Origin of the sequence: Frateuria sp. GZRe14 (assembly GCF_051900395.1) — a bacterium.
In the GTDB taxonomy this organism is placed as follows: Bacteria; Pseudomonadota; Gammaproteobacteria; order Xanthomonadales; family Rhodanobacteraceae; genus Frateuria_A; species Frateuria_A edaphi.
In genome coordinates this window covers 2279695-2297376 of the sequence record NZ_JBHZGJ010000001.1, presented here as the reverse complement: position 1 = coordinate 2297376, position 17682 = coordinate 2279695, and the positions used below count along the sequence as shown (strand labels likewise).

Sequence of the window (17682 nt, the reverse complement as noted above, 5' to 3'; positions counted from 1 at the left end):
GCCTACTCCGCAAGAACCGGCGCTCACCCCAACCCTCTCCCTTGAGGGGTGAGGGAGCAGGTTTGCAGGAACGTGTTGCTTCGCGTGATTGCTGGTATTTCAGGCCGCGCGGCGTCCGCGTGCCTTGACGCTGTGCGCCCCAAGCTCCCACTGGTCGATCAGCTTGCGCCCCACGTGGGCCAGCGCTTCGATCGCCGGCAACAGTTCGCGCCCCAGTGGCGTGAGCGCGTATTCGGCCGACGGCGGCGAGGTATCGAGCACGCGCCTCGTCACCAGCCCACGGGACTCCAGTTCGCGCAGCCTGGCGCTGAGGACGCGCGCGGAGATGCGCGGGATGTCGTGGCGCAACTCGCCGAAGCGCCGCGGTTCGGCGCTCAGGTACCAAATCACGTTGGGCGCCCAGGCCCCGCGCAGCAGCGTCAGGCTCTCGGTCAGCGGGCACGCCGGCGGCGGCGCGGCGACTTTGCTCTTGCGTACGGGCAGGCCCATGAGTGTCCTCGGTAACCGTGGGGATACCACATTCTGGCACTAATCCCTGGTTAGGTGGTATCCAACAGTAACTTCGTGCGGCTAGGATGCGCGGCACGTCCAAGGACGTCCCACCCCCACGAAGGAGAGTCACCCATGAAGCTCTACTACATGCCCGGCGCCTGCTCGCTTTCCCCGCACATCGTCGCGCGCGAGGCCGGCATCGACCTTCAGCTGGTGAAGGTCGACGGCAAGACCAAGCGCACGGAAAACGGCGACGACTTCCTGGCGATCAACCCCAAGGGCTACGTGCCCGCGCTGGAGCTGGACGACGGCCAGCTGCTGACCGAAGGCCCGGCGATCGTGCAGTACCTGGCCGACCTCAAGCCCGCCTCGGGCCTGGCGCCCGCCAACGGCACGCTGGCGCGCTACCGCCTGCAGGAAGTGCTCGGCTACATCAACTCCGAGATCCACAAGTCCTACAGCCCGCTGTTCAAGCCGGACACGCCCGAGGCGACGCGGCAGGAGCGCAAGGAGTACCTGCGCAAGCGCTATGCCCTGATCGAAAGCGCCCTGGCGACCCATCCGTGGCTGCTCGGCGACCGCTTCACCGCGGCCGACGCCTACCTGTTCACGGTGACCAACTGGGCAAAGCACGTGGACCTGGACATGTCCGGCTTCCCGGCCATCCAGGCGTTCCAGCACCGCATGCTGGAGCGACCGGCGGTGCAGGAGGTGATGGATGCCGAAGGCCTCGCCCGCCGCGCTGCGGCCGCGTGAGCCACGCCCGCGCCCCGGCCGTTGCCGGGGCGCGTCACAAGCGGCTACCGGCTGCCGGTAGCCGCTTGCCGAACTCGCGTACCAGCCAGTCGATGAACACCCGCACCCGCGGCGACAGTTGCCGGTTGTGCGGGTAGAGCAACGAGACGGGCGTCGGTGTCGGCGGGAAGTCGGGCAGTACGTCGACCAGGCGCCCCGCGGCCAGATCCTCTTCCACGTGATAGCGCGGCACCTGGACCAGTCCCAGGCCCAGCCGAGCGGCAGCAATGTAGGTGTCCGCACCGGCGACCGTGAGCGTCGCCGGCAGGTGTACGTGGCGGACGCTGCCGGCCACGACGAATTCCAGCGGCAGCACCGCACCGATGGCGGAGGAGACGAAGCCGACCGCACGGTGCCCGTCCAACCCCTCGATGCCGTCGGGCGTACCGTGCCGCGCCAGGTAGTCCGGACTGGCGCAGGTGACTTCCTCCAGCAGGGCCAGGCGCCGGCCGACCATTGCGCTGTCGTGCAGGTCGCCCACGCGCAGCACGCAGTCCACGCCCTCGCGCACCAGATCGACCAACCGGTCGCCCTCGCCGATGTGCAACTGCAGTTGCGGATGGTCGGCGAGAAACTGCGGCAGCGCGGGCAGCACGAAGTGGCGCGCCAGCGTGCCCTGTACGTCGACCCGCAACTGGCCGCGCGGCTTGGCGCCGCTGAAGGCCGCCTCGGCATCCTCCACCTCGTCCAGGATCGCGATGCAGCGGCGGTAGTACGCCTCGCCGTCGAGCGTGGGGCGCACCTGACGAGTGGTGCGCTGGAGCAGCCGCACGCCCAGCCGTGCCTCCAGTTGCTTGATCGCCTGGGTCGCGGTGGAGCGCAGCAGCCCCAGGTCCTGCGCCGCCAGCGTGAAGCTGCGCCGCTCCACGATGCGGGTGAAAAGGCGCATCACGTCCAGCCGGTCCATGCGCCACCATTGTTCGTGTGAGACGAAAAGTGTTGCAAAACTAACATGGATTATTTCCATGTGGCGAAAGAGGATGCTTTCCCCACGCCGGCGCGGTGCCGGCCCTGGAGACATCCCATGAGCACACAGCAACAGAAGGTCGCCCTGGTCACGGGCGCATCCCGCGGCATCGGCGCCGCGATCGCCGAGCGCCTCGCACGAGACGGTTTCAGGGTGGTGGTCAACTACGCCGGCGACGCCGCGCCGGCGGAGGCATTGGTGCGCAGCATCGAGCAGGGCGGCGGCAAGGCCGTGGCTGCCCAGGCGGACGTCGGCGATGCCACCGCGGTGCGCCGCCTCTTCGACGCCGCCGAGGCCGCGTTCGGCGGCGTGGACGTGCTGGTCAACAACGCCGGCATCATGAACCTCGCCCCGATCGCCGAGACGGACGACGCCAGCTTCGACCGGCACATCGCGGTCAACCTGCGCGGCACCTTCAACACCCTGCGCGAGGCGGCCCGGCGCATGCATGAGGGCGGCCGCATCATCAACCTGTCCTCCAGCACGGTCGGCCTGCTGATGCCCAGCTACGGGGTCTACGCCGCGACCAAGGCCGCGGTGGAGGCCATGACCGGCGTGCTGGCGAAGGAACTGCGCGGGCGCGGCATCACGGTCAACGCGGTGGCGCCCGGCCCGACCGCCACGCGGCTGTTCCTCGACGGCAAGTCGCCCGAACTCGTCGACCACCTTGCCAAGCTCGCGCCGCTGGAACGCCTGGGCCAGCCGGAGGACATCGCCGCCGTGGTCGCGTTCCTGGCCGGTCCCGATGGTGGCTGGATCAACGGCCAGACGCTTCGCGCCAACGGCGGCATCGTCTGACATCCATCAATCGGGGAATGCGAACATGAAACAGGTCATCCTCATCACCGGCGCATCCAGCGGCTTCGGCGCGCTGGCTGCCCGCGCGCTGGCGCGCGCCGGCCACACGGTCTACGCCAGCATGCGCGAGACCGCCGGCCGCAATGCGCGACAGGTAGAGGCGGCACGCCGCCACGCCGAAGAACACGGCGTGGACCTTCGCACCATTGAACTGGACATCGCCTCGGAGGCCTCCTGCGAGGCGGCAGTGGAGCAGATCGTCGCCGCGCACGGACGGCTGGACGTGATCGTGCACAACGCCGGGCACATGGCGTTCGGGCCGGCCGAGGCGTTCACGCCGGAGCAGTTCGCGCAGTTCTACGACACCAACGTGCTCGGCGCCCAGCGCGTGAACCGCGCGGCGCTGCCGGTGCTGCGGCGGCAGGGGCGGGGATTGCTGGTGTGGGTATCCAGCAGCAGCGCGCGCGGCGGCACGCCGCCGTACCTGGCGCCGTACTTCGCCGCCAAGGCGGCCATGGACGCGCTCGCGGTGAGCTATGCCGGTGAACTGGCGCGCTGGGGCATCGAGACCTCGATCATCGTGCCGGGGGCGTTCACCCAGGGGACCAACCATTTCGTCCATGCCGGCAAGCCGGCGGATGCGGCGCGCGCCGCGGAGTACGACGGCGGTCCCTATGCCGGTCTGCCTGAGCAGGCGCTGCAGGGGCTCGCTTCACTGGAGCCCGCGGATGCCGACGCGGGCGAAGTGGCCGAGGCGATCGTCCGGGTGGTCGATGCACCGTTCGGCCGGCGGCCGTTCCGTGTGCACGTCGATCCGACGCAGGATGGCGCCGAAATCGTCAACGGCATGGCCGACCGCGTGCGTGCCGAGCTGCTGCGGCGTATCGGCCTGGAGGATCTGCTGCATCCGCGCTGCAGGGCGGCCTGACCACCGGCGACAGCGCGAAGCGCCGGCGCCATGGCGCCGGCGCAACCTGCCACGGGTTTCAGATCTCCCGCGCCAGCGGCTCGGCCAGTCCGACGTAACCGCCCGGCGTCAGGTCGAGCAGGCGTTGCCTGGCTTCGGCCGGCAGCGCCAGCCCCTCGATGAAGGTGCGCATCGACTCCCGCGTGATGCCCTGGCCGCGCGTCAGCGCCTTCAACTGCTCGTACGGCTCCGGCAATCCGTACCGGCGCATCACCGTCTGCACCGCCTCGGCCAGCACTTCCCAGCTCGCATCGAGATCGGCGGCGAGCCGCTCGGCGTTCACGGTCAGCTTGCCCAGGCCCTTCTGCAGCGATTCCATCGCCACCAGCGTGTGCCCGAACGCGGTGCCCAGCGCGCGCAGCACGGTCGAATCGGTGAGGTCTCGCTGCCAGCGGCTGATCGGCAGCTTCTCGGCGAAATGCCCCAGCAACGCGTTGGCCAGGCCGAAGTTGCCCTCGGCATTCTCGAAGTCGATCGGGTTGACCTTGTGCGGCATGGTCGAGGAGCCGACCTCGCCCGCCTTCAACGACTGCTTGAAGTAACCCAGCGAGATGTAGCCCCAGATGTCGCGCGCCAGGTCGATCAGGATGATGTTGCCCCGCCGCACTGCGTCGCAGTACTCGGCCACGCCGTCATGCGGCTCGATCTGCGTGGTATAGGCGTTGTAGTCGAGCCCCAGGCTTTCCACGAAGCGCCGCGAGAACGCGCGCCAGTCCAGCTCGGGGTAGGTGATCGCATGGGCGTTGTAGTTGCCCACCGCGCCGTTGATCTTGCCGGGGATCTCCAGGCCCGCCAGCTGCGCGCGCTGGCGCCGCAGGCGCGCCACCACGTTGGCCAGTTCCTTGCCCAGCGTGCTCGGCGAGGCGGTCTGGCCGTGCGTGCGCGAGAGCATCGGCAGGCCGGCGTTGGCGTGCGCCATCTCGCGCAGGCGGGCGATGATCCGGTCGAACATCGGCAGCAGCACGCCCTCGCGCGCATCGCGCAGCATCAGCGCGTAGGACAGGTTGTTGATGTCCTCGCTGGTGCAGGCGAAGTGCACGAACTCCTTGGCCTGCGCCAGCGCAGGATCGGCGCCGATGCGCTCCTTGATGAAGTACTCGATCGCCTTGACGTCGTGATTGGTGGTCGCCTCGATCGCCTTCACGCGCTCGCCGTCGGCCACGCTGAAGTCATTGGCGATGGCGCGCAGCTGGTCGACCTGGGCGCCGGAGAAGGGCGGCAGTTCGACGATGGCGCCCTCGGCGGCCAGCGCCAGCAACCATTCGATTTCCACCTGCACGCGCCGGTGCATCAGGCCGAATTCGCTGAAGATCGGGCGCAGCGTCTCGACCTTGCCGGCATAACGGCCATCCAGCGGCGACAGGGCGGTAAGGGCGTGGGTGGACATCGGGGCAGGTTCCGGCAAGGGGAAAACGCGGCATTTTACATCCCGCCGAACACCACGCCGCACCGGCAAGCGCGACGTCTTGCTCCATGTCATTGCCATCGGGCCGACAGGGGCGCATCTATAGTCCTTTGGACTACGCACAGGAACCCGCCATGGCCGACTACCGCACCGAACACGACAGCATGGGCGAACTCAAGGTCCCCGCCGATGCGCTCTACGGCGCGCAGACCCAGCGCGCGATCGACAACTTCCCGATCTCCGGCCTCGCGCTGCCGCGCGAGTTCATCCGCGCGCTGGGCTTGATCAAGGCGGCCGCGGCGGCCGCCAACCTGGCGCTCGGCCACCTGAAAAAGGGACAGGCCGCGGCGATCCGCAAGGCCGCGCTGGCGGTAGCCGAAGGGCGGTACGACGCCCAGTTCCCGATCGACGTGTTCCAGACCGGCTCGGGCACCAGCACCAACATGAACGCCAACGAGGTGATCGCCCACCTCGCCGCGCAGGGCGGCGCGAAGGTGCACCCCAACGACCACGTCAATTACGGCCAGAGCTCCAACGACGTCATCCCGACGGCCATCCACGTGAGCGCCACGCTGGCCACCAGCGAACGTCTGGTGCCGGCGCTCAGGCACCTGAAGAAGACCATCGACAAGCGCGCCCGCGAGCTGAAGAACGTGCCAAAGACCGGCCGTACCCACCTGATGGACGCGATGCCGGTGACCTTCGGCCAGGAGCTCTCCGGCTGGTCCGCGCAGATCGGTTCGGCCATCGAGCGGATCGAGGATGCGCTCAAGCGCATGCGCCGCCTGCCCCAGGGCGGCACCGCGGTCGGCACCGGCATCAATGCCGATCCGACGTTCGGCCCGGCGGTGGCGCGCGAACTGAAGACGCTCACCGGCGTGCGCTTCGAGTCCGCCGAGAACTTCTTCGAAGGCATGGCCTCGCAGGACTCGGCAGTCGAACTCTCCGGCGCGCTCAAGACGCTGGCCGTCGCGCTGATGAAGATCGCCAACGACCTGCGCTGGATGAACTCCGGTCCCCTGGCCGGCCTTGCGGAGATCGAACTTCCCGCGCTGCAGCCGGGCTCCTCGATCATGCCCGGCAAGGTCAATCCGGTGATCCCGGAAGCCACCGCCATGGTTGCCGCGCAAGTGATAGGCAACGATGCGGCAATCACCATGGGCGGCCAGTCCGGCAACTTCCAGCTCAACGTGATGCTGCCGATGATCGCCTACAACCTGCTGCAGTCGATCGACATCCTGGGCAGCGTCAGCCGCCTGCTCGCCGACAAGGCCATCGCCGGCTTCAAGGTCAACCGCGAGCGCGTCAACCAGGCACTCGCCATGAACCCGATCCTGGTCACCGCGCTCAATCCGGTGATCGGCTACGAGAAGGGCGCCGCCACCGCCAAGCAGGCCTACAAGGAAAAGCGCCCGATCATGGACGTGGCGCTGGAGACCACGGGCCTGTCGAAGGACGAACTCAAGAAACTCCTCGACCCTACCGCGCTCACCCGCGGCGGCATCCACGGCGAATAGCCTTCGCCGGGACAGGCATAGATCGGAGCCGGCCGTGGTTGGCTGAGAGAACGGGGCGGCCGGATGGCCGCCCCGTCGAACGTTGGTCTATGGATGGAACCACGCGTGTTTTTCTGCGGCGCCGTTGGCGACGTTCCTCAGGGTGTTGTTTCGCAAATCGATGATCTGCAGCCAGCGGTCGTCGCCTACCTGATCCACCAGCAGGCGCGTGCTGTCAGAAGACCAGTCCGCGATTCCCGTATAGCTGAGGACATCCGGGCTCGCGTTGGTCAACACGCGCAGATGGCTTCCGTCGGGGTGGATCACGTACACGTTCGTCCAGTACGGGGAGTGATTCGTCTCTGTCTTGAGGAAGGCGATCTTCCTTCCATCCGGCGAATAAAGTGGGTCGCCGCCAGCGGTCGGCAATGGCGTGAGGGTATTGGTCGCGAAGTCCAGGATCCGCATCGGGTTCCCGTCGTACACCCCATGTTGGCCATCAGGCGCAATGTCCAGCGTGCGCTCGTATGAGTTTTCGAACACCTGTCCGGCGAGCTTGACCGCCGACCCCGTGGAAACGTTGACCCGATAGATGGTCGAGAACCATATGCTGGGCTCCAGCCCGCCATCGTCGCCCGAGGCTTCGATCAAGAGGCCGTTGCCGCTGGGGGTCCAATGGAACAGGTTTAGCGGATAACTCGTCCGCTGCCCTGATGCCTTCGGCGGGCAGAAGACAATGTGCTGTTGCGTGCCATCGGCACGGACAGTGCCAAGGCAGTTCCCGCTGACAAAAGCGATGACCCCGTTGGGGCCCCACAGCGGGGCGGTGTGCGGGCCGTCTCCCGTGGTGATCTGGCGGGGCGAGCCGCCTTGCCGATTGACCACGTAAAGCTGCGAGCCGTAATACGGGTTGCCTTCCTGGGCAGCCTCTCCGTGGTACACCACCGAAGCGCCGCCGGGGGACCAACTGGAACCATAGAAAATGGCTCCGTAGGTCACGGGAGCCAGCACCGCTACGTTGTCCCCGGAAGGTTTTACGCGGTAGAGCTGGGTCCCTTCGGCGCCATCGATCGCCCGATGGATCGTCCGCGTGAAGAGGATCGAGGCGGTAGAGGTCTGTGCGGCAGCGGTTGACGCGCCCAGGGCAGTGAGCAGAAGGGCACAGATGGAGCCGGCTAGCTTGTTCGTTTTCATGGGTGATGCTCCCTGACGATAGTCCCCCTGATTCGGCTCGTGCGGTCGGCGTCCGGCCCCGAACACGGGGCCCCCTGCCGGGGATCGATCGACACGGATGTGCGGGCGAAGCGGGGCGGCCGGGCGGCCGCCCCCGGGTAAGTCGCTTAAGGATGGAACCAGGCGTGTTCGCCGGCGGTGCCTTTGGTGACGTTCCGCGCGGTGTTGTCGCGCAGGTCGATCATGTGCAGCCAGCGGTCGTCGCCCACCTGGTCCACCAGCAAGCGCGTGCTGTCCCACGACCAGTCAGCGATCGCGGTATAGGTGAGAAGCGCGTTCGCGTCCGAGGTCAGCTTCCGAAGATGACTTCCATCGGGGTGAATCAGGTAGACGTTCGAGTAGTACGGAGAACCGTTCGTCTCGTTCCTGAGAAAGGCAACCTTCCTGCCGTCCGGAGCGTAGACCGGATCGTAGCCTCCAACCGGCAGCGCGGTGACGGTGTTGCTGGCGAAGTCGATCGAATACAGCGGGTTGCCGTCGTACACCCCTCGCGTGCCATCGGGCGAGATGGCCAGCTTGCGAATCTGGTCACTGTCGAACACCTGGTTGGCCAGCGCCACGGCTGCGCCCGTGGACACGTTGACCCTATAGACATTCGAATACCATTTCTCCGGTTCCAGACCACCCTGCTCGGCGCCGGACGCGACCAGGACGCTCTTGCCGTCAGCTGTCCATCTGGCGATCGAGAGCGAGATGTTCAGCGCCGTCCCCGGCTGGGTCGGTGGGCAAAAGACGATGTGCTGGTTCGTGCCGTCGGCGCGAACGGTGCCAAGGCACTGGATCAACCGGTTGGTGGCGACGTACGCGATGGTCCCGCTGTTGGGCGCCCACAAGGGCTGTTCGGGCCTGCTCGCGCCGCTGGTGATCTGGCGCGGAGAGCTGCCCTGGCGGTCGACCACGTAGAGCTGTGTGCCGTCACTGTTCCTGACTTCGAAGACGGCGGAGGCACCCGTGGGCGACCAACTGCTGGCGGTGATGTCCGTTCCGTACGTGACCGGCATCAGGAGCGCCAGGTCCGACCCGGAAGGCCTGACACGGTAGAGCTGGCTTCCATGCGTGCCGTCGACTGCCCGGTAGAGGGTCCGGGTGAACAGGATCGAGGCGCTGGAGCTTTGCGCAAACGCGGAAGAAGCGCCCAGGGCAGTGAGCAGAAGGGCACAGATGGAGCCTGCAAGCTTGTTGGTTTTCATGGGTAGTGCTCCCAGACGGTAGTCCCCCTGATTCGGGTCGTGCGGTCGGGTCCGGCCCGCGAATGCGGGCTCCCCTGTCGGGCGGGATCGTCACGGGTGTTCTGGCAAAAGCTCGGTGGGGGCGACTGGGCCGCCGCCCCCGGCAAGCGGCTTACGGATGGAACCAGGCGCGCTCGGCCGCGACGCCGTTGGTGACGTTCCTGGCGGTCTTGTTGCGCAGGTCGATCATTCGCACCCACTGGTTGTTCCCGACCTGGTTGAACAGCAGGCGCGAGCCATCGGCCGACCAGTCGGAGATGGACGGGTTGTAGACGTCGGGATTCGTCGTCTGCGCGGGTGCGAGGTGAATGTTGCTGCCATCGGCACGCATGATGTAGATGCGCGACGTCTCGATACTCGGTTCGTAATGGAGGAAGGCGATCTTCGAGCCATCCGGGGAGTAAACCAGCGAGGTGCCATACGTCGAGAGCGGCGTGAGCGTGTTGGTGGTGAAGTCGATGGCATACATCTGGCCCCCGCCGAACACGCCGTGTTTGCCATCGGGAGCAATGACCAGGTCACCTTCGTTGTCGTCGAACACCTGCGCGGTGAGCTTGACGGCCGCTCCGGTGGAAACGTTGACTCTCCAGGCGTCCGAATACGACTTTTCCGGCTCGAGTCCGCCTTCGGGGGCGCTGGCGACCAGCAGGATCCCATTGCCGCTGGCCGTCCACCGCGACAGCGTGACCCAGATGCTCCAGGACTCGCCTTGTTCGCCCGGCGGGCAGAACACGATGTGCTGGTCGGTGCCATCGCCGCGGACCGTCGCGAGGCACTGGCCGTGGCCCTTGGTGGTGACAAAGGCGATGACGCCATTGGGTCCCCACAAAGGATGGGAGTGCTGGCCGTCCCCCGTGGTGAGCTGGCGCGGCGAGCCGCCTTGCCGATTGACTACATACAGTTGCGAGCCGCTGTAGGTGCCGTTCGTTTCACGCGCGACCGCCTCGAACACGACGGAGGAGCCTCCCGGTGACCAGGAGGGGTTTTCGAAGTCGACACCGTAGGTGACGGGCACCAGCGTCGTGAGGTTCTGGCCGGACGGGTCCACCCGGTAGAGCTGGCTGCCGTGGGCGCCGTCGAAACGGTAGATGGGTCGGGTGACGAGGATCGAGGCGGTGGCGGTCTGTGCGGCGGCGGTCGACACGCCCAGGGCGGTGAGCAGAAGGGCACAGATGGAGCCGGCAAGCTTATGGTTTTTCATGGGTGATGCTCCTGACGGAAGTCCCCCTGGTTCGGCTCGGTGCGGTCTGGTCCCGCCCGCTGGAAACGCGGGCTCCCTGTCGGGCTCGATCGCCACGGGTGTTCTGGCGGCGCGGAATAATGCTTCAGTTTTCGTGAGCGTTTTGCGTACGTTCATGTTCAGCTCGCTGTCTAGGCAGTTTTCGGCCGAGCGGCTGCCTGGCGGGCGGAGGCGTGGTTCCGCGCCCCTGCGAGCAAGCCTTGGTGCACAAGGAATACGCGCCGGTCGGCCGGCACATCACGCGTGGCCGAGGGCCACCTTCAATGGAAGGGTTCGATGACAACGATCGCCATGGCAGAACCGGCGATCAGGCCGCCGCGGGCCTAGCGGTCGTCACCCTTGGCGATCGTACGGTCACCCGTGCGCCCGGCCGGCACCACGTGCCAGCCCGGTGCGGGTTTCATCGTCCAGCCTCGGCCTCGCAGCGTGTCGCTCGTGGCATCGCCCGCGGGCGCGCCCACGGTCAACAGCGTCCAGTCGGGCGCCATCAGTGCGCCGCCATCGACAGTGATCGACCCCCAGTCGTCGATCACCTGCATGGTCGGGTACACCGTCCCCGCGTCACCCAGCGGTACCAGGTTGCTCGGGTTGAACTGCACCTTCATGTGCTTGAGCGGCAGCTTCAGCACCGGCCCGGTCACCAGTTGCGCGGTGTACTTCGCCGCTTGCCGCGCTCGGGCCTCGGCACGCGCGTGTTCGCTGGCGAGGAGGGCAGGGCCGCCATAGCGCGCGGCCAGCTTCCCGACATCCGGCGTGGCGCTCATGTCGACGTGCAACGCCTCGGCCAGCATTCGCGCGGGCGAGCCGCCCTGGACGATCGCCTTGCGCCATCCCGGCCGGTAGCGATCGAGCAGGATCCCGTACGCCGGTCCGCTCGGGTAGGCGAACGATCGCGCGAACGTCGAATCGTTCTTCGGATGCCAGGTGAGGTCCCAGTGCGCCATCGCCACCTGCTCGGCCGGCGTGCGGTTGCCGACCATCACGCCGGTGTATTCGGCCAGGCCTTCGTTGCGCTCCAGCGCGGTCTCGGCCTGCTCGGCCTCGGGAAACTTCTGGTAGCGCGCGGCGCGAAACGCCAGCGCATCGGCGGCACGCGCGCGGCGTTCCGCATCGGTCTTCGCCGCCAGTGCGGCATCCAGCGCGCGCCACTCCAGTTGCACCGTGTAGCGGCCTTCCAGCGTGTCCATGTGCGGGCTGTCGCGACCGGCCAGGGGCAGGCCCAGGCTGTCCTGGATACGGTGGAAGGCTTCGTGCGCCATCACCGTGTGCCGTAGCGCGGCGTCTTCCTTCAGCGGCCAAAGCATTTCCGTCCAGCGCACCCCGGCCCACGCCACCGCGGTGTTGGCGATGGCCTGGTCCGGCGGCAACTGACCCACGTACACGCCGCCCTCGGCGCGCAGCCGACCCTCGGCATCCGCCTGGTTGGCCACCACCTGGCGCGTGACCGGGTCCACCAGCAGGGTCGGGCCGCACAGCGACTTGCCCCACAGGCGGCCACCGTCCGCGTGGCAAAGCTGCGCAGCTTCCTTGAAATAGCGGCCGGCGAGGGCGGGATCGATGGCCCGCGCATCGGCACCCATCGCGGCGGGTGCCAGGGCCATCAGCACGAAGCAGGGCAAAGCGGACCGAAGCAACATGCGCGTCTCCCGGACAGGAACGATCGACAGCTTGCCCGCCGAGTCTATCGCCGCGCCCGCCTCGCACACGTGCCGGCGGTCACCCCGTGCGGCCGGGAAAGCCGCCCTGCGCCCGCTGGCTATACTCGGCCATCTGCCTCAAGGAGACCGGCCATGAACGCCCCCACCCGCATCGACACCACCCGCACCATCCGCGCCCCGCGCGGCAGCACGCTCACCTGCAAGAGCTGGCTCACCGAGGCGCCGTACCGGATGATCCAGAACAACCTCGACCCCGAGGTGGCGGAGAACCCGGCGGAGCTCGTGGTCTACGGCGGCATCGGCCGCGCCGCGCGCAACTGGGAATGCTTCGACGCCATCCTGCGCAGCCTTCGCGAGCTCAACGACGACGAAACCCTGCTGGTGCAGTCCGGCAAGCCGGTCGGCGTGTTCCCGACCCACCCGGACGCCCCGCGCGTGCTCATCGCCAACTCCAACCTGGTGCCGGCCTGGGCCAACTGGGAGCACTTCAACGAGCTCGATAAGAAGGGCCTGATGATGTACGGCCAGATGACGGCCGGCAGCTGGATCTACATCGGCTCGCAGGGCATCGTGCAGGGCACCTACGAGACCTTCGTGGAGATGGGCCGCCAGCACTACAACGGCAGCCTCAAGGGCAAGTGGATCCTCACCGCGGGCCTCGGCGGCATGGGCGGCGCGCAGCCGCTGGCCGCGAGCTTGGCCGGCGCCTGCAGCCTCAACATCGAATGCCAGCAGAGCCGCATCGACTTCCGCCTGAAGACCCGCTACGTCGACGAGCAGGCCACCGACCTGGACGACGCGCTGGCGCGCATCGAGAAGTACACCAGGGCCGGCGAAGCCAAGTCCATCGCGCTGCTGGGCAACGCCGCCGAGGTGCTGCCCGAGCTTGTGCACCGTGGTGTGCGCCCGGACGCTGTCACCGACCAGACCAGCGCGCACGACCCGGTCAACGGCTACCTGCCGCTCGGCTGGACCGTGGAAGAGTGGTTCGAGCGCCGCAAGAGCGACCCCAATGGCACCCGCGACGCCGCCAAGCGCTCGATGAAGCAGCACGTGGACGCCATGCTCGCCTTTCACGCCCAGGGCATTCCCACCTTCGACTACGGCAACAACATCCGCCAGATGGCCAAGGACGAAGGCTGCGAGAACGCCTTCGCCTTTCCGGGCTTCGTGCCCGCCTTCGTGCGCCCGTTGTTCTGCCGCGGCATCGGACCGTTCCGCTGGGTCGCGCTATCGGGTGATCCGGAGGACATCTACAAGACCGATCAGAAGGTCAAGGAGCTGATCCCGGACGACAAGCACCTGCACAACTGGCTGGACATGGCGAAGGAGCGGATCAGCTTCCAGGGGTTGCCGGCGCGAATTTGCTGGGTGGGGCTGGGGCAGCGGCACAAGCTGGGGCTGGCGTTCAATGAGATGGTGCGGAAGGGGGAGTTGAAGGCGCCGGTGGTGATCGGGCGGGATCATCTGGATTCGGGGTCGGTGGCGAGTCCGAATCGGGAGACCGAGGCGATGAAGGATGGGAGCGATGCGGTGTCGGATTGGCCGTTGCTCAATGCCATGCTCAATACAGCGGGTGGCGCGACCTGGGTGTCGCTGCATCATGGTGGGGGTGTGGGGATGGGTTACAGCCAGCACTCGGGCGTTGTGATCGTGTGTGATGGCAGCGAGGCGGCGGACAAGCGGATTGCCCGAGTGCTATGGAATGACCCGGGGACGGGAGTGATGCGGCATGCGGATGCGGGGTATGACATCGCGGTTGATTGCGCGCGGGAGCAGGGGTTGAAGCTGCCGATGATCTGAGCAGGAGCCAGGGAGGCTGCCCCAGTTGTTGCCATGGGAGTCTCGACGCGCGACGGGCACAGCGAAAGGAGGCAAATATGAATGATGTTGTGGCGGCTCTTAGCGGTTTCTTTTCTAAGTCCAAATTGCCCGTATTGTTCGCTGGCGCGGGCGTTTCTTCTAGAGCCGGCTTGCCAACCTGGGGAGCCTATTTGGCTGAGCTAGGAGCGGCTGCTTTTGAGTATGATGAATACACGAAATTCATCATAGATCGAGCGATCCGCGATGGCGCCCTCGGAGACGCTGCTGCGTACTACATGATGTGCCGGCAAATGCCGGAGGCAACGAAGCTACGAGAGCTGGCGAGGCCGTTGGAGACCTTCGACGCACAAGCGCTCAGTCATCTAGTCGCACTTCCCTTTCGATCTGTTGTGACTACGAACTTCGATCGGGCGTTGTTTGCGGCTTATGCGAAGTACTCGAAGCAAGCGGTCCAAGAAGTCAACATCGATGATCCCACGTTAGATGCGGCGGCTTTTTGCGAAGACTTGTATATCGCGCGCATCCACGGAAGAGTGGAGGTTCCAGCCTCCATGCGCCTCGCTACAGCGGCTCTAGCAGATCTCGAGAAAAACGCCTCGTACCAACGGTATCTGGAGCACATCTTCAGCCGCAGACAGGTGCTATTTTTAGGGTTTTCCTTTCTTGACCCGGCAATTCAAGCAGTGCTTCGCGCCGTGCGATCTGCCACTAAGAGTATGCACAGGCAAGAGCACCTCGCTTTGGTTCCAAAAGGAGCCTCGGCAGAGTTCCTATTGCAGTTGGAGCTACATTCAATTAGGCGCATGGAGTACGACGATGGGGATCATCACAGTGCGCTATGGGACGGCATTCAGACGTACGCAGCGATTTACAAAAGAAACGAAAAAGAGGCGGTCGATGTTCGGGAGCAACCTTTTTCGGTTGCAAAAAAATACCTGGCTACAGCGTTCGCACGTTCGCGAGTCGGTAAACAACGCGAACCACTTGCGCAGGCGATTGCTGAAGGCGTAGTTTCGGGCGTGGTTCAAGCGTCGGGGGAGTTGGGCGTGAGCGAGCAACAACTAATAATGCAATTGCAGGAAGATCTCTCTCTTAAGGAGGACGCCGCAACTTCGCTTGTCGCTCAATCTGTGGTCGCGTTGGCGAGAGCGGGGGTCTGCAAGATCGAGCTCGGCACCGGAGTTCCGCGTTACTTCCCAGCAAATAGCGAGGCTAGTGCATATGATTCGGCAATTTCGAGGTTATCGGACGGCTCAATTAACCGATACATCTTATTAGAGAAAGGAAAGGATTCAGCTCCGGCACGTCTATTCCTCAAGGAACTTTACGCCCAGCTTCTGCTTACGCGCGGGTGGGAGCTTGGTGCTGCGTTTGCAGCTCGTAAAATGCCCGAGAACGTCAGCGTCTCGGACGTTGCAGACGAGATCAAGGATGTAGGGCTCAAGCCATCGGAGGTCCGAGGGTTGATTCGCTCGGTAGAAAGTTTAGTAACTCGCCCGGATGACGAGGAGGTTGAGCTTTTGGCTGAGCTGGGGCGAACGGCCTTCGGCCTAGAGCTCTTGCTTGAAGCGCCCCATGATCCGGTATTTTTACAACGAACGCTTCCTGAGCGGATCTATTTTGATGCCAACGTGATTATGCCCGCGATTACACCGGGGCATCCTCACTATCAGCTATTTAACGAGACGATCAGCTCGTTAAGAAAGGCGGCTGGTACTGCCATCCTGGATGTTTCACTGCGAGTTTACGATGGGTTTTTGAACGAGATCGTCAGCCATAGGAACCTCGCCCGGGAAGCAATGGATGCGAACGGTGGCGAAGGTGCGATGTGGGAAGCTCGGGCGGTCGGATTGTATGGGTCAGGAAACGTAAACGTTTTTGTGGGGGCCTATTTCAATTATGTTGAGGCCCATGCCGGCGTTTCGTTTGAAGAGTTTTTGCATGTGGCGGCACCCTACAATAACGAGGCAGATCTTAGGAGACACATAGAGAAGCTCGGTTTTCAGGTGATTCGAGATAACCAAGCGAACAAATATGGCATGCCGGAAATCTTGCACTCGCTGGAAAAGTTCTATGCGAACAAGTTGGAAGTGAGTCGTAAGTCTCCAGTGGTAGTGCGGCATGATGCGGCGCAGTTGGCGATTATCTATGCGGAACTACGCGAGGGAATTAGGACGATGTTCGTGTCGGCGGATCGCGGAATTAGATTCGCGTTGGAGTATGAGGGGCACTCCAATATCTCTAATTCCATGATGACGCATTTGGGTCTAACTCAACTAGTGGAACTCTTAATTGGTCGCCTTCCGGCGTCGCGCGGGTTAGCGTCATTGTTGTGGATGTCGCCAGTTTCAAACGATACCGATAGAATCCGAAATTACTTGATAAATCTTGGCCTGAGGGAGCACGATGCCGCGTTGGCGATGGGTATGAGCGAGATCGTCTCTGACGTTTCTGAAGACGCTGGGATGGAGCTTTCTAGGAAAAGACTCAGACTTGACTCTGAGAACGAAAGCGATCGTATTGAGATCAATCATACCCTTGAGCGTTATGAGGCTAGCTTTTTCCAGAAGATGAAGGCGGCCGCTGACAAGATTCGCGGACGAGGCTAATTCAGGCGAAACGTGGGCAACGGGTAAAGGGGTTCAACCGGTAGCGGAGCCAGAGCCCGTTCCTTGGCTACCACGTTCCGCGGTCTGCAGGTTAAAGAGGGGCGACTGCATGTGGAACGCAGAGCGGAATTTGAATTTGGCGCTGCCTCAAGGTTTTTTCGATTGGCTCGAGATTCACCCTGGACTGTCGAGCTGGGTTCAAGCGATCGGTAGCATATTGGCAATATGTGTGGCGATATGGATTGCAAGTCGCGATCGGCGTCACGAGGCGAGTCTTCGCCGTGAAGAGAGGGAGGAGGACCGCCGGCTTCTTGAAATACGCGAAAAACGAATCGCTCGCGCATTAGCGACGGTGGTGATGGTCGACCTTCACGCCATCCAGCAAGACATAGACAGGTTGATTGGGCAGGGCGACATTTCCGATCAGGCCATGTTTCATCAAAACGTGGAACTACTCCTCGAAATACCGAGCTCTTTGGCGGAAATGCGCGGCCGCATTCACGAGCTGGGAGCTGCTGCCGACGTGGTGACGGACTTGGTTGCGGAAATGCAAATGGCGCGGCGCGAGCTTCTTGACTGGAAGTCGATGCAGCGGACTCACCCAGAATCGCGTGACATCGTAGTTGATGTTGAAAAGGTTAGGCGAGCCATTCCGAAGATCGAAGAGCTCGTCACCGTAGCTCTCAATAGGATCGGTCAGCTATTCTAAAAAAGGGGTCAGGTTCAATTTCCAGCCTCGAAAATGAACCTGACACCTATTGTTGGAGCCGTTTTTTCTTTTCTCAGTTATGCGCCGGCAGCGTCTGGTCCGATCGCAGCTCGCGGGTTACCGGGTCTAACAAAAAAAGGGGTCAGGTTCATTTTCCCGCATATTTAAATGAGCCTGACCCCTTTGTTTGCCAAAAAGGGACGGAGGTAATTAAGCTCCATCGGTCTAAGTGCCCCAAGTACGATAGGACGTTGATTCCG

14 protein-coding genes are annotated in these 17682 nt (G+C 64.4%); 7 read left to right on the top strand and 7 right to left on the bottom strand.

Annotated elements, in window-relative coordinates; genetic code table 11:
- Positions 1-99: 99 nt before the first annotated feature.
- Positions 100-489: a winged helix-turn-helix transcriptional regulator gene (locus ACFWZ1_RS10525; protein ID WP_231320490.1), complete on the bottom strand. Its 390-nt coding sequence runs from the start codon at positions 487-489 to the stop codon at positions 100-102.
- A 135-nt stretch (positions 490-624) separates the two neighbouring features.
- Here ACFWZ1_RS10525 and gstA point away from each other — a divergent pair, with 135 nt between their 5' ends.
- Positions 625-1248, top strand: coding sequence for a glutathione transferase GstA (gstA, locus tag ACFWZ1_RS10520; RefSeq protein WP_439666387.1), 624 nt, complete (start codon positions 625-627; stop codon positions 1246-1248).
- Between the two features lie 34 nt (positions 1249-1282).
- Here gstA and ACFWZ1_RS10515 read toward each other — a convergent pair whose 3' ends face one another.
- On the bottom strand, positions 1283-2194 hold the full coding sequence (locus ACFWZ1_RS10515; RefSeq protein ID WP_439666386.1) for a LysR family transcriptional regulator: 912 nt from the start codon (positions 2192-2194) through the stop codon (positions 1283-1285).
- A gap of 117 nt (positions 2195-2311) precedes the next feature.
- Between ACFWZ1_RS10515 and ACFWZ1_RS10510 the strand changes: the two genes are divergently transcribed.
- Together ACFWZ1_RS10510 and ACFWZ1_RS10505 are read left to right on the top strand one after the other, a co-directional pair.
- Positions 2312-3052, top strand: coding sequence for an SDR family oxidoreductase (locus ACFWZ1_RS10510; RefSeq protein WP_439666385.1), 741 nt, complete (start codon positions 2312-2314; stop codon positions 3050-3052).
- A 25-nt stretch (positions 3053-3077) separates the two neighbouring features.
- On the top strand, positions 3078-3980 hold the full coding sequence (locus ACFWZ1_RS10505; protein ID WP_439666384.1) for an SDR family NAD(P)-dependent oxidoreductase: 903 nt from the start codon (positions 3078-3080) through the stop codon (positions 3978-3980).
- Between the two features lie 58 nt (positions 3981-4038).
- Here ACFWZ1_RS10505 and purB read toward each other — a convergent pair whose 3' ends face one another.
- Positions 4039-5406, bottom strand: a complete 1368-nt coding sequence (purB, locus tag ACFWZ1_RS10500; RefSeq protein ID WP_439666383.1) for an adenylosuccinate lyase — start codon at positions 5404-5406, stop codon at positions 4039-4041.
- Positions 5407-5558: 152 nt separating this feature from the next.
- Here purB and ACFWZ1_RS10495 point away from each other — a divergent pair, with 152 nt between their 5' ends.
- Positions 5559-6941 (top strand): class II fumarate hydratase, encoded by a 1383-nt coding sequence (locus ACFWZ1_RS10495; protein ID WP_439666382.1) that lies wholly within the window; start codon positions 5559-5561, stop codon positions 6939-6941.
- Positions 6942-7028: 87 nt separating this feature from the next.
- On the opposite strand, the gene ACFWZ1_RS10490 is transcribed toward ACFWZ1_RS10495, so the two are convergent.
- From ACFWZ1_RS10490 to ACFWZ1_RS10475, 4 genes are all read right to left on the bottom strand, one after another.
- On the bottom strand, positions 7029-8114 hold the full coding sequence (locus tag ACFWZ1_RS10490; protein WP_439666381.1) for a TolB family protein: 1086 nt from the start codon (positions 8112-8114) through the stop codon (positions 7029-7031).
- Between the two features lie 146 nt (positions 8115-8260).
- Positions 8261-9343 (bottom strand): TolB family protein, encoded by a 1083-nt coding sequence (locus tag ACFWZ1_RS10485; protein WP_439666380.1) that lies wholly within the window; start codon positions 9341-9343, stop codon positions 8261-8263.
- Positions 9344-9494: 151 nt separating this feature from the next.
- Complete coding sequence (locus ACFWZ1_RS10480) at positions 9495-10583, bottom strand: hypothetical protein (RefSeq protein WP_439666379.1); 1089 nt, start codon at positions 10581-10583, stop codon at positions 9495-9497.
- 362 nt (positions 10584-10945) lie between these two features.
- On the bottom strand, positions 10946-12259 hold the full coding sequence (locus ACFWZ1_RS10475) for a hypothetical protein (protein WP_439666378.1): 1314 nt from the start codon (positions 12257-12259) through the stop codon (positions 10946-10948).
- Positions 12260-12412: 153 nt separating this feature from the next.
- Here ACFWZ1_RS10475 and hutU point away from each other — a divergent pair, with 153 nt between their 5' ends.
- From hutU to ACFWZ1_RS10460, 3 genes are all read left to right on the top strand, one after another.
- Positions 12413-14083: a urocanate hydratase gene (gene hutU, locus ACFWZ1_RS10470; RefSeq protein WP_439666377.1), complete on the top strand. Its 1671-nt coding sequence runs from the start codon at positions 12413-12415 to the stop codon at positions 14081-14083.
- Positions 14084-14160: 77 nt separating this feature from the next.
- Complete coding sequence (locus ACFWZ1_RS10465) at positions 14161-16713, top strand: SIR2 family protein (RefSeq protein WP_439666376.1); 2553 nt, start codon at positions 14161-14163, stop codon at positions 16711-16713.
- A gap of 109 nt (positions 16714-16822) precedes the next feature.
- Positions 16823-17422: a hypothetical protein gene (locus tag ACFWZ1_RS10460; RefSeq protein ID WP_439666375.1), complete on the top strand. Its 600-nt coding sequence runs from the start codon at positions 16823-16825 to the stop codon at positions 17420-17422.
- Positions 17423-17682: the final 260 nt, after the last annotated feature.